General features: G+C 64.6%; 4 protein-coding genes. All 4 read left to right on the top strand.

Going from position 1 to position 13,762, the window contains the following annotated elements; all coding sequences use genetic code 11:
• Positions 1-192: 192 nt before the first annotated feature.
• The 4 genes from P9292_RS01095 to P9292_RS01080 all read left to right on the top strand — a co-directional run bounded on the left by P9292_RS01095 (position 193) and on the right by P9292_RS01080 (position 13,760).
• Positions 193-2,376: a TonB-dependent siderophore receptor gene (locus P9292_RS01095; protein WP_309851969.1), complete on the top strand. Its 2,184-nt coding sequence runs from the start codon at positions 193-195 to the stop codon at positions 2,374-2,376.
• A 399-nt stretch (positions 2,377-2,775) separates the two neighbouring features.
• Positions 2,776-4,203: a peptide synthetase gene (locus tag P9292_RS01090; RefSeq protein ID WP_309851966.1), complete on the top strand. Its 1,428-nt coding sequence runs from the start codon at positions 2,776-2,778 to the stop codon at positions 4,201-4,203.
• 232 nt (positions 4,204-4,435) lie between these two features.
• The gene (locus P9292_RS01085; protein WP_309852011.1) at positions 4,436-5,404 is read left to right on the top strand and encodes a YqcI/YcgG family protein; all 969 of its coding nucleotides are present in this window, start codon (positions 4,436-4,438) and stop codon (positions 5,402-5,404) included.
• A 46-nt stretch (positions 5,405-5,450) separates the two neighbouring features.
• Complete coding sequence (locus P9292_RS01080) at positions 5,451-13,760, top strand: non-ribosomal peptide synthetase (protein ID WP_309936341.1); 8,310 nt, start codon at positions 5,451-5,453, stop codon at positions 13,758-13,760.
• Positions 13,761-13,762: the final 2 nt, after the last annotated feature.

Genomic DNA, 13,762 nt, shown 5'->3' with positions numbered 1-13,762 from the left:
ATCGCGCGTCGATCCGTCCATCTGGTTCCGTGATGCGGGATGCGGTTCCTGACCGTAATAGGAATGCCATGCCGTTTCCTCGCGCCTGGTAGCTTCGCCGTTTTTCCAGGCGATCCATTCAGCATACCTAAACGTGTCCTTTGAATGTGGACAGTGCGGGCTTTCGACTTCACGCGGATACTTACATTAGAGATGAATAAGAATAGGGACTTGCGCCGCTCGACGCGGCACGACAAGCGGGTATCGATACGGTCTGGCCTGACGCCTTTTGCTTTGGCGCTCGTCGCCATCTGGGGGAGCCCGGCGCTGGCGCAGCAGGACACAGGCACGTCGCCGTCCGCCGCGACCTTGCCTTCCGTGGAAGTGAACGCGACACCGGACGCGACGACCGAAGGCAGCGGTTCCTATTCGGGCCGCACGGCGACGGTCGCGGGCAAGACGGAGCAGTCCATCAAGGAGATTCCCGCATCGGTGTCCGTGCTGACGCGACAACGCATGGACGACCAGAATCTGACGACGATTCAGGACGCGCTCAAGTACGTGACGGGCGTGCAGTCGGTCGATTACGGCGACGGCACGGCTTACTACAAGGCGCGCGGCAACTTTCTGGGCGTGCAGTTCGATGGCATTTCCATCGTGAGCGGCCTTCAGTATCTGCAACAGTTCGATCTCGCGATGTACGACCGCATCGAAGTGCTGCGCGGTCCTTCGGGCGTGATGGACGGCATCACCGATCCGGGCGGCACGGTGAACCTCGTGCGCAAGCGCCCGCAGGACACCTTTCATGTTGCGACGGAAACGCAGGTCGGTTCGTTCGGCAGCTTCCGTCAGATGATCGACGTGACCGGCCCGCTCAACAAGGATGGCTCATTGCGCGGCCGCGCGGTGATCGTCGGCAGCGATGCGTTGCAGTCGATCGATCGCACGCGTCAGAAAGAAGTGATGGCCTACGGCGCGCTCGACTACGACTTCGATCCGCGGACCACGTTGTCGTTGTCGGCGGGCTACCAGATCAATCCGATCAACGGCATCGACTACGGCGCGAGCGGCGTCACCGATCCGGACGGCAATCTGCTCGGACGTCTGCAAAGCTCGTACACGCAGAACTTCAGCCCGAGTTGGAACTACTCGTACACGTCGCTCGAAGAAGTCAACGGTAATCTCGTGCATCGTTTCGAGAACGGCTGGAAATCGCAGACGACCCTGTTCTATCGCCACGAACTCACGAAAGCCGACTACGCCTACGCGGGCCCCGGCGCTACCGCCGACGGTCTGTCCTACTTCGGCGAGCAACGCCAGCGCAACACATACAACTGGTGGGGCGCGGACACCAACGTGAGCGGACCGATCCGCGCGTTCGGCCAGATCCACACGCTGACGATCGGTGCGAATTACTCGCTCCAGACTGGAACGGCGGAATCGGGCTTCGTCGCGCTCAACGGCCCGTTCAACGGCCAAACGTTCAGTCTCTTCGATCCGAACGCGGTCACGAAGACCGATGTGCCGTTCTCCTTCGGCTCGAACAATCGCACCGAGCAGTACGGCATCTATGCGCAGGCGCGAATCAAGCTGCTCACGCCGCTCACGCTGGTACTCGGCGCACGCGAGGCATTCCTGCAGGAAACGTCGCAGTCGACCATTCCGGCGGTCGAGGACTGGGCGACGCAGGCGCAGGTGAATCATCGTTTCCTGCCGAACGTCGGTCTGGTCTACGACATCACGCGCTCGCTGACTGCTTATGCAAGTTATTCACGCTTTCTGACCGCGCAGACCGCGCTCACTTATACAGGCGGCTTGCTGCCGCCGCGCTCGGGAGAGCAATACGAAGTCGGTCTCAAGAGCAGCTTCCTGAACAACCGCCTGACGACCACCGCGGCGGTGTTTCACATCAACGACAACAACCGCGCGATCACCGATCCCGACAACCCGACCGGATCGATTGCGGGCGGCAAGTCCACGGACGAGGGATTCGAGTTCGAAGTGGCGGGTCAGCCCGTCGAAAACTGGAATGTCTACGCGGGCTACACCTATCTCAACGTCAACTACGACAACGATCAGCCCGATCTGACGACCGGCACTGATCCGAAGCATCTGTTCAAGCTGTGGACGAACTACCTGTTCACACAAGGCACGTTGCGCGGTATCTCGGTCGGCGGCGGCATGCTCGCGCAGACGCGCATTTTGCGCGGCGTGGAACAGGGCGCATATGCGATTTTCAACGCGCAGGTCGGTTATCGGTTCAACAAGCATCTGCAGGCATCGGTCAATCTGAACAATATTTTCAATCGCGATTACTACATTCGTCCGCCGGGCAATTTTTACAGTGAATTCGGTCAGCGCCGTAATGTCATGCTGACGGTCCGTTCGGACTTCTGATTTTACTGTCGAAGCAAGTTATGCCGCTTCGACACTCGGCCGAGGCCCGCGAAAGCGGGTCGCCGTATTGCATTGTTTCGGGGATGTATCGCGGCCCCGGAAAGACTTGACAGCCGATACCCAGCACTTTAATTTGTTTCGAGTTGCCAATAATTCTCATTTACGTTAGAGCGCGTATCGCAGGTGTATGTCGGGGGTGTGACGACATGTCATTCGGATAGCTGAATGTTTCATGAACACACTCATCACGTACGCGATTGCGTCATTCGTCATCGTCGAGGCGCGCGGCTGACATGCCGCCGTATCGTTCGCCACGCACCACGACATTCCGGGCCTTTCGCACCATCAGGACCTTCAGGGCCTCGCCCGTCTCCCAGAGTCAGCCGCAGGAAAACCGCCATGACCCACGCCTCGTCTTCGCTGTTTGATTTCTCGCCTTTCGCCGGCCAGAGCGAACGCTATGTCGATCTCATCAAGCAATTCGCCGCCGCGCAGCCGTTTCGCAGCGCGGAAGTCAGCGAACTGGTGCTGGACGACGATTATCATCGCCGTCCGCTGCGTCCGGAAGATTTTGAGTTCCTGAAGTTCGCCAAACCTGTACGCCCGCACAACGTGAGCCGCTTGCCGGCGTTGGCGTCGAACCGGACCTTGCTGTCGATCTACGAACTCGGTACGGCGCGGTTGCCGCGCAACGCGAACGAAGCGGAATGGAACCGCTTCGTGCAGTTCTATAGCGACGACGCGCAAGTGCTCGGCGCGCAGATCGCGCCGTTTCTCGAAGCCTACGCGTTCGAGTTCCTGTCGCGGGATCAGACGCCGTCGGCCGATGCAGCCGGACTGGCGCGCATTCTCGAAGCAGAATCGCTGTTCTGGGATCAAACGTTTGCCCGTCTCATGCGCAACGATTATCTGGAAGAGGGATTGCGCTTCATCATGGTCCAACGCTGGTCGCTGGCGCCGTCGAAGCAGCGTGCGCTCGCGCGAGCGGCCGCCAGCGGTTTGTTCGACATGCTGCCGGTCGAACTGCGCCCCGCGCTCGACAACCTTCCCGCCGATGCCGCGCTGCACGAAAAAGTCGCCGCTTCATGCGGTGTGACGCGCCAGCAGCACGCGTACTGGCAATTCTATCTGCCGACCAGCATGGCGAAATGCAATCTGCTGTATGCACTCGCGCGCAGGCCGGATCGCGCGTTCGGTCTGGTCGGCGCGGCGTTCGCCGCCGAAGCCGAAGCGCTCGCTTTCAGTCTTGCGCTGGAACGCGCGTGCGCCCATCTGACGTCCGCCAATCGTGGTGCGGGCGGCGCGGCCGATGCGCAAGCGCGCCAGGCCGAATTGCTGGAACGCGCATCGCACGCGTTGCAATCGATCGGCACGGCCTACGGCGCAAGCGCGCAAGCGATGGCCGCGCAAGGCATCGGCGCGGCGGAGCGGCTGTGCGAACGCGCGCGCTGGGACTTGGGCGAGCAACTGCTGTGGCTTTCGTCGATTCGTCATTACGTCGCGTTCGCGCACCGGATCAGCACGCGTATCGACGCGGAGTGTCCGGACATCGATCGCGAGACGTTTATCGAGCCGCATGAAATGTGCTCGACGACCCATGTCCACAACGATCATCGGCTCGTGACGATCCAGGAAGGCGAGATGCTCTTCTGGGGCAATGTCGGCATGCAGCACAAGATGAACGAAGGCGACATGGTGTTGATTCCCGATGGCCGGCTTCATGGGTCGACGGTGGTGTCGGGCGAATGCACGTATCACCAGCCGATCATTCCCGACGAATGGGTCCAGGCGCTGGTCGCCGAACTCGACGCCAAGGCTTCGACCTGATCAAGCACGCCAGGCGCGCTCACACCCGCGCCGCGATCCGCTGATTTCAGAGCGCCCGGCACAGGGCGCCTGTTCCCCGCATGGACACGCTTTCATCGGCGAGCCGCAGCGCCTGTGGCTCGCAGGCGTTCGCCCGCGCACGACGCAGGCGGACACGTGAAGAACGAGGATATCTACAATGCGAAGGGAAGAGGACAAAGTGGACGATCAGGCAGCGAACGCCGACGCCGGGATGACGCAGGCAGCTGCGCAGACAACCGCGCAGGCAGCCCCTCCGGTGGCCGAGGGATTCGATCCGGGCGACTGGACGAGCCGCATCATCGCGGGCCGCGCGACGGGCGCGGATGTGCGACGGCCCGCCTGGCTCGATGCATCCTATGCAACGCTGCGCACGCAGGTGATGGACCCGGCCTATCCGTGCTTCTTCGGCACGATGGCGGAAAAGCGCGGCGAGATGTTTTATTCGTACGTGAACGGCAAGGACATCGGCCAGCTTGCCGCGACCATGCAGACCTTCGCGGAACTGGTATCGCTGCCGCAGTATCGCAAGAACAATATTGCCGTGTTCTTCGAGCCGGATGCCGAACCGCTGTCGCACGATGCGTATCACGCGTTGTTCTGGAAGATCCTTCAGCACCTGCACGATGTCGATCCCGATCCGAACGCGGATGCGCAACCCGAGCCGTCAAGCGAAGACTGGGAGTTTTCGTTCGCGGGCGTGGAGACTTTCGTCGTGTGCGCGTGCCCGTCGTTCCGCGCGCGTCATAGCCGCAATCTCGGCCCGGGCATGGTGCTGCTGTTTCAGCCGCGCAGCGTATTCGTCGACACGATCACGAACAAGGTCATCGGCCGCGAGGCGCGCAATCAGGTGCGCAAACGCCTCGAAACGTGGGACGAGATTCCGGCCCACCCCGACCTGGGCTTCTTCGGCGATCCGGGCAACCTCGAATGGAAGCAGTACTTTCTCGACGACGGCAATACGCCGGCCGACGACCGTTGTCCATTCCTGAAACGGCAGCGCCAGGCCAAGGTGGAAGCGGCGGAACCGCCGCCCGCGAAGCCCGCCGCGCGTCCGACATGGTGGCAGCGTCCGAGCACGGCGGCCAACCCACTGTACCCGCTGCGTCCGGTCCTTCACTCGGTGGAACATCGTCGCGCGCCGCATCGCGAACGAGACTTTCACGAACACGACGAAGACTGATTGCGTCACTGCTTTGCACACGCCCACGCGCAAACGAGATGGTGAAATGGCTGAGAACATGATTGAGCAGTTGCGGACGCTGGCCGTCTCGCGCGCGAACCACACGGCGCTCGTGACCGTCGACGCGACCGGCGACACGCGTTACGACTATGCGGCGCTGGATCGCCGCGCCACGGCGCTCGCACGCTGTCTGCGCGACGCGCACGGCTGGACGAACGGCGTCCGCGTGCTGTTGATGATGGATAGCGGCCTCGACTACGTGGCCGCGTTTTTCGGTTGCCTGTACGCCGGTGCGATCGCGGTGCCGGCCTATCCCCCGGAATCCTTGCGCGGGCAGCATCTGACGCGTCTTTCGGCCATCGCGGCGGACGCGGATGCGGCGTTCATCGTAACCACGCGCGCACTGGAGGCGAGGCTCGGCGATGCGTTCGCCGCCATCGCCCCGAGCGCGGCACGCCTGACGATGGACGCACTCGATATCGAACGCGATGCGTATTCGTTCGAGCCGTATCGCGCGGCGGCATCGGATATCGCGTTTCTGCAATACACGTCGGGTTCCACGTCGACGCCCAAGGGCGTGATGGTCACGCACGGCAGCCTCTGGGCCAACGAGTCGGCGATCCGCGAAGGGCTGGGTGTGACCCGCGACGATGTCTTCGTATCCTGGCTGCCGCTGTACCACGACATGGGACTGATCGGCACGCTGTCGCAACCGGTGTTCAGCGGCATTCCGCTCGTGCTGATGTCGCCGCAATACTTTCTCGAGCGTCCGGTGCGCTGGCTCGATGCCATCGCGCGGCATCGCGGCACGATTTCCGGGGGTCCCGATTTCGCCTATCGTCTGTGCGCGGATCGCGTGAACGACGCCCAGCGCGATGCGCTCGATCTGTCGAGCTGGCGCGTGGCGTTTTCCGGTTCGGAGCCGGTGCGCAAGCCGACGCTCGATGCTTTCGTCGCGCGCTTCTCGCCCGCACGCTTCGACGCCGATGCGCTGTTTCCCTGCTATGGGCTCGCCGAAGCGACGCTGTACGTGACCGGCGTCGCGCGTCGCACGGGCGCGCGTGCGCCGTCGTTCGACGATGCGGCGGTGGCGCAAAGGCGCGCGCGCGTGGGCGTGGGCGGCGCGCGCGCGAGCGCCATCGTGTCATGCGGGCGGCCCGCGAGCGGACATGCGATCGCCATCGTCGATGCCGAGCGCGGCGAGCCGTTACAGGCCGGTGAGATCGGCGAGATCTGCGTGAACGGGCCGAGCGTCGCGGCGGGATACTGGCGTCGCGCGGACGCGAGCGCCGCCACCTTCGTGCAGCGCGATGGCGCGACGTGGCTGCGCACCGGCGACCTCGGCTTCATGCACGAAGGCGAGTTGTATATCGCGGGGCGCATCAAGGATGTTTTGATCGTGCGCGGGCGCAACCTGTTTCCGCAAGATCTCGAACTCGCGATCGAGCGCGATGTGGACATCGTGCGGCGCGGGCGCATCGCGGCGTTTTCCGTCGATATCGACGGGCGTGCGGCCATCGGCATCGCGGCGGAAGTGTCGCCGAAGATGCGCAAGCTGGTCGCGCCGGCGGACCTCGCGGCGGCCTTGACCGAAGCCGTTGCGCTCGCTTGCGGCGAACCCGCGAGCGCGATCGCGCTCCTCAGTCCGGGCGGCCTGCCGAAAACGTCGAGCGGCAAGGTGCAGCGTGCGGCCTGCGCGCTCGGCTGGACGCAACGTTCGCTCGATGCGTATGCGTGGTTTGTGCAAGGCGGACGCATCGATAACGACGAAGCGTCGCCGAGCGCGGATACATCGTTATCTGAAACGGAGCACGCACTCGCCGCGCTGTGGGCCGACGCGCTGCCCGGATCGAACCCGGCGAACGCCGATGCGAGTTTCTTCGCGCTAGGCGGCAACTCGCTGGCAGCGGTGCAGATCGCGGCTTCGGCGAGCGCACACTGGTCGATCGCCTTCACGCCGCGCGACGTTTTCTCCGCGCCTGTGTTACGCGATGCCGCGATCCGCGTGAACGCGCTTCGCGCGCAAGGTGTCACGGCCACGCTCGCGCCGATTCCGCACCTCTCCGGCAAGCAGCGTGCAAGCTCGCGTGCGTCCGACGCGCAGCGCGGTCTGTGGCTGACATGGCACCACGATCCGTCGAGCGCGGCGTACAACATGAGCGGCGAACTGCGTCTGAACGGCGAACTCGATGTGCCCGCGCTGCAACGCGCCTTCGATGCAGTCGTGCAGCGGCACGACATCTTGCGCGCGCGCTTCGAGATCGATGACGATGGCGAGCCGTTGCAACTGATCGACGACTCGCTCGTCGTGAGACTGGACCATACGCTGTCCGGCGACAACCTCGACGCGATCACGAGGACGATCGCGCGCGCGCCGTTCGATCTCGAACGCGGGCCGCTTGTCCGCGCGCATCTGGTGAGCGTGAGTCCGCGCGAGCATCGTCTGCTGCTGGCGATGCATCATGTCATCGCGGATGGCTGGTCGGTGAACGTGTTGCTGGCATCGCTCGCCGATGCCTACCACGGACGCTTCGACCACGCGCCGCAGCGTCTGCAATTCGCGGACTACGTTGCGTGGGATCGCGCCAACACCGGTGCCGCCGCGCTGGCCGCGCAACTCGATTACTGGCGGGCGCAACTCGCGTCCGACGGCGATCCGGCGGCCGCCGCACGTCTGTTTCCGGCTGCGGACGGTACGCTCGCCGGTCGTCAGCGCCACACCTCGTTCGCGCTGCCGTCCGATTTGGCCGCACGCTTGCGCGACTTTGCGGGCGAGCATCGTGCGTCGCTGTTTATGGCTGTGCTCGCGATCCTCAACGTCGTGCTGCATGAATCGAGCGGCAAGGACGATATCCGCGTCGGCGCGCCGGTGTCGCGGCGCTTGCGGCCCGAAGCGCAGGACATCGTCGGCTACTTCATCAATGTGCAGGTCTTGCGCACGCACATCACGCCGGATCTGCATTTCGGCTCGCTCGTCGAAGCCGCGCGCGATACCGTGCTCGGCGCGCATGAGAACCGGGACGTGCCGTTCGATCGGCTCGTAAGCGCCTTGTTGCCCCGACGCGCGCAAGCCGGCGATGTGCTGTTCCAGGTCAAGCTCACCGAACAGCGTCCGTTCGCGGAACATCTGTTCGCGCCTCTCGATGCCTCCGTGCGTGTCTTGCCGAACGATGCGCCGCACTTCGATCTCGCGCTCGACTTCACCGATACGGGCGGCCAAATCGATTTTCTCGTCGCTTACGACGATGCCGTGTTCGACGCCGCTTTCGTCTCGCATTTGACGAATACGTTCGTGCGATCGGCACAGCGTCTGCTCGATGCGCCCGATGTTCCGATCGGACGTCTTCCGAACGAGCACGCACCGGCACAATCACGCTTCGATACCGAAACCGATGTGTTGAGCCTGTGGAACACGAGTGTCGCGCGACATGGCGACAGGGTCGCGCTGCGCGACGGCGATCGCAGTGCGACTTTCGCCGAGCTCGATGCCGCCGCCAATGCGCTTGCGGCGCAATTCGTCGCACGCGATATCACCCTCGAAGCGCGCGTGGGTGTGCTGGCCGAGCGTTCCATCGAACATGTGATGGGCATGCTCGCCTCACTGAAAGCGGGCGCTACATGGGTGCCGCTCGACGCGCGAGCGCCCGTTGCACGACTGGCGTCGCAGTTGCGCGATTGTGGCGCGAAACTGCTGTTGCATGCGGCGCCTTTGCCGGCCGGATTAAGCGCAACGAACACGACAGCGCTACCGATATGCTTCGACGCGCACACTGACCGGGCGACGCACGCGCCATCAGCCGTTTTGGCGCATCCCGATCGCGCCGCGTACATGATCTACACGTCGGGCTCGACGGGCGAACCGAAAGGCGTGATCGTCACGCATCGCGCGCTCGGCAATTACGTTCAAGGCATGCTGTCGACGTTGAATATCGATGGTCACGCGTCTTTCGCGATGGTGTCGACGCCTGCGGCCGATCTCGGCCACACGGTTTTGTTCGGCGCATTGTGCTCGGGGCGCACGCTGCATCTGCTCGCGCCTGAACTGGCATTCGATCCCGATAGATTCGCGCGCTACATGTCCGAACATTGCATCGGCATACTGAAGATCGTGCCGAGTCATTTGTCCGCGTTGCTGAGTGCCGCGCGACCGCGTGACGTGCTGCCGACGCAAGCGCTGATCGTCGGCGGCGAGGCAACGTCTGCCGCGTTACTCGAACGTCTGCGCGCGCTTCAGCCCGTGTGCCGAATTTTCAACCACTATGGCCCGACCGAAACCACCGTGGGGGTCGCGATGCACGAATGGCAGGCCATCATGGACAGGCAACGCGATCTGCCGCTCGGCGCGGCGCTGCCGAATACGCGCATTCATGTTCTCGATGCAGCGATGCAAGTGGTCGAGCCGGGCGCGGTGGGCGAACTCTACGTGGGCGGACCCGGTGTCGCGCGCGGTTATCACGGCCGCGCGGGTCTGAGCGCCGAGCGTTTCGTGCCGGATCCGTTCGCGCTGGGCGCGCGTCTGTACCGAACCGGCGATCGCGCGCGCATCGGTGCTGACGGCTTGCTCGAGTATCTCGGCCGCGTGGACGATCAGGTGAAGGTGCGCGGATATCGCGTCGAGCCTGCGGAAGTGGAACGCGCGCTGCAACGTGTCGACGGCGTTCGCGGCGGCGCGGTGCTGGCACACGACGCGGAAAGCGGTACGCGGCTCGTGGCGTTCGTCGCGGGCGACGTTTCGGCGGATGCGGTGCGCAGCAGCATATCGGCATGGCTGCCGGACTATATGGTCCCGGCCGATATCGTGATCGTCGATGCGTTGCCGCTGAACGCGAACGGTAAGCTTGACCGCGCCGCATTGCAGGCATGGTTGCCTGCGGTGTCGTCAGCCGCCGCGCCCGCCGATCTCGACGCACCGCGCGGCGCGACCGAAATCCTGCTCGCGCGACTTTGGGCGGATGTGATCGGACTGGAAGCGAACGCAATCGATCGCCGATGCAATTTCTTCGAGGCGGGCGGCGACTCGATTCTCGGCCTCAAGGTCGTGGCGAAAGCGCGCAAGGCGAATGTGTCGCTCACGCCGAAGCTGCTGTTTCAACGACTCACGCTGGCGCAACTCGCGCAGCGGCTCGACGAAGCGTCCACAGCAGCGGATACACCGGTGCGTCGGCAAACCACGATTCCGCGCTTGCCCGATGCATCGCGCGGGCGGACGCGGGCATCGTATGCACAGCAGCGTCAATGGTTCATGTGGCAGTTGTCGCCTGCGAGCAGCGCGTATCACGTCGCGGGCGGATTGTGGCTGAATGGCGCGGTGAATGCGTCAGCCTTGCGTGCGAGCGTCGAAGCGATCGTCGCGCGTCACGAAGTGCTGCGCACACGCTTCATCGCCGATGAAGCGGGGCAGGTCGAACAATGGATCGACGCGCACGCCGCGCTCGACTGGCAAGAGGCCACGCTGGCGGCAAGTGAGATCGACGACGCCGCGCGTGCGCTGGCGAATCGTCCGTTCGATCTCGCGCAAGGTCCGCTGCTGCGCGCGGCGCTCTATCACGGTCAAGAAGGGCGCAGCCTGTTCGTGCTGGCGATGCATCACATCGTCTCGGACGGCTGGTCGGTGCGCGTGCTGCTCGAAGAGTTGGTGGCGCATTACCGCGCCGCCGTGCTGAACGAGCCGCTGACGCTGCCCGCGCTCGATGTGCAATACGCGGACTACGCCGCGTGGCAACGCGAATGGCTGGATGCGGGCGAACGGGACAAGCAACTCGTGTACTGGCGCGAGGCGCTGGGCGACGCGCAAGCCGTGCTCGCGCTACCCACCGATGCACCGCGTCAGGCGCAGGCCGCGTATCGCGCGGCGCGTCATCGTGTGCGCTTGCCGGACACGCTCGCGCAAGCGCTGAAGGCGCGCGCGCAAGCGACATCGACGACGCCGTTCATGGTGTTGCTCACGGCGTTCGAGGCGCTGTTGCATCGCTACACGGGACAAGACGATATTCGCGTCGGCGTGCCGGTGGCGAATCGTCACCGGATGGAGACGGAGCCGTTGATCGGCTTCTTCGTGAATACGCAGGTGCTGCGCGCGCGCATCGATAGCGGCACGACGCTCGATGCGTTGCTCGAACAGACGCGTCAGGCCACGCTCGGCGCGCAGGCGCATCAGGATGTGCCGTTCGATGCACTGGTCGACGCGCTGCGTCCCGAGCGCAGCCTCAGTCATACGCCGCTGTTTCAGGTCATGTTCAATCATCAACGCAGCGACTGGCGCGTGCTGGAGCAACTTCCCGGACTTGCCATCGAACCTTACGGCCTGCCCGCGCCGATGGCTCAATTCGAACTGTCGCTCGATACTCGCGAGGACGCCGACGGCGCCATCTCGCTGGAAGTGACTTACGCGCGCGAGTTGTTCAACGAGGCGACCATCGCGCGTCTCGCACGGCATTACCAACGCATTCTCGCGGCGTTCGCGCAGGATACGGCGGCCAGCGTGCGAATCGGCGAGATCGCGTTGATCGACGATATCGAAGCGGAAACGCTGTCGCGCTGGAGCGTGAACCCGACGCGCTACGAGGGTTACGCGCCCGTGTTCCGCGCGTTCGAGCGTCACGCGGCCCTGCATCCGGACGACGCGGCGCTGCTGTTCGGCGACGAAACGATGCGCTACGGCGAACTGAACGCGCGCGCGAATCGTCTTGCCCGCTGGTTGCGGGCGCAAGGCGTCGGCGTGGAATCGCGCGTGGGTATCGCCGCGTTGCGCTCCTTCGACTTGCTGATCGCGCTGTATGCGATCGTCAAGGCAGGCGCGGCCTATCTGCCGCTCGATCCGTCATATCCCGACGAGCGGCTGGCCTTCATGATCGAGGACAGCCGGCCGGATGTGGTGTTGCGTCAGCGCGAAGTCGCGCTTCCTTCGGTCGATGGCGTGCCGTGCTTCGCACTGGAAGACATCGACACGCGCGGCTTCGACACTGCCGATCTCGATGTCCCGCTTCACGGCGCGAATCTGGCGTATGTGATCTATACGTCAGGCTCCACCGGCAAACCGAAGGGCGTCGGCAATCGTCACGACGCGTTGTGGAATCGGCTCGAATGGATGCAGCGCGAGTACACACTGCGTCGCGGCGAAACCGTGCTGCAAAAAACGCCGTTCAGCTTCGACGTCTCGGTCTGGGAGTTTTTCTGGCCGCTGATGGTCGGCGCGCGTCTGGCCATTGCCGCGCCGGAAGCGCATCGCGATCCCGCCGTGCTGGCCGCGACCATGCGCCGCCATGCAGTCACCACGCTGCATTTCGTGCCGTCGATGCTGCAAGCGTTCGTCGCGAGCGGCGCGGCGTCCGGCTGCGGCGAGGCGCTCACGCGCATCGTCTGTAGCGGCGAAGCGTTGTCCGCCGACTTGCGCCAGCGCGTCGCCGCTGCTTTGCCTGCGGTCGCGTTGCACAACCTGTATGGACCGACCGAAGCAGCCATCGACGTGACCGCGTGGACCTGCGTGGACGAAGCCGCGCGCGCCGTACCCATCGGCCGGCCGATCGCCGCGACGCAAACCCGGGTGCTCGATGCGCGCATGACGCCGGTGGCGGCGGGCGTGCCAGGCGAGTTGTATCTCGGCGGCGCGGGACTCGCGCGCGGCTATCTCGGCCGCGCGGCGCTGACCGCCGAACGTTTCGTGCCGGACCCGTTCGCGACCGAGCCGGGTGCACGTCTGTACCGCACCGGCGATGTCGTGCGCTGGCGCGATGACGGCGCGCTCGACTGTCTGGGCCGCGTCGACCATCAGGTGAAGCTGCGCGGCTTGCGGATCGAACTCGGCGAGATCGAGGCGGCGCTGATCGGGCGCGGCGTGCGCGAAGCCGTCGTGATGGCGCGCGACGAGCGGCTCGTTGCGTGGGTGACGGGCGACGCGCTCGACCCGGACGATCTGCGCGCAGCCCTCGCGCGAACGCTGCCGGACTACATGGTGCCGTGGCGCATCGTGCCGCTTTCCGCGATGCCGCTCAACGCCAACGGCAAGGTCGATCGTCACGCGCTGCCGCAACCGGCTCTCGATCGCGCGACCGGCGACACGCCGTGGGAAGCGCCGCGCGACGGCATCGAAAGCGAACTCGCGTCGATCTGGGCGACGCTGCTCGGCATCGAGCGCATCGGCAGACACGACAAATTCTTCGATCTGGGCGGCCATTCGCTGCTCGCGGTGCAGTTGAACGCGCGCATCGGGCTCGAACTGGGCACGAGCCTGCCGCTCGCGACGCTGTTCAATGCGCCGACGCTCGCGGCGCAGGCGGCGGCCGTGGCGCAAATGCGCGCCGCGCAGCCATCGGACGACGCGCTTCGCGGCCTGGATCTCTTCATGGATACGCTTTGAGC

Origin of the sequence: Caballeronia sp. LZ001 (assembly GCF_031450875.1) — a bacterium.
GTDB lineage: Bacteria > Pseudomonadota > Gammaproteobacteria > Burkholderiales > Burkholderiaceae > Caballeronia.
Note: the sequence above shows the minus strand (reverse complement) of the source record. Positions and strands in the feature narration are given on the sequence as shown.

What these genes read in the sequence shown, in the direction of transcription:
- P9292_RS01095 (WP_309851969.1), top strand. Translation starts at nt 193, where the DNA reads ATGAATAAGAATAGGGACTTGCGCCGCTCGACGCGGCACGACAAGCGG.
- P9292_RS01090 (WP_309851966.1), top strand. Translation starts at nt 2,776, where the DNA reads ATGACCCACGCCTCGTCTTCGCTGTTTGATTTCTCGCCTTTCGCCGGC.
- P9292_RS01085 (WP_309852011.1), top strand. Translation starts at nt 4,436, where the DNA reads ATGACGCAGGCAGCTGCGCAGACAACCGCGCAGGCAGCCCCTCCGGTG.
- P9292_RS01080 (WP_309936341.1), top strand. Translation starts at nt 5,451, where the DNA reads ATGGCTGAGAACATGATTGAGCAGTTGCGGACGCTGGCCGTCTCGCGC.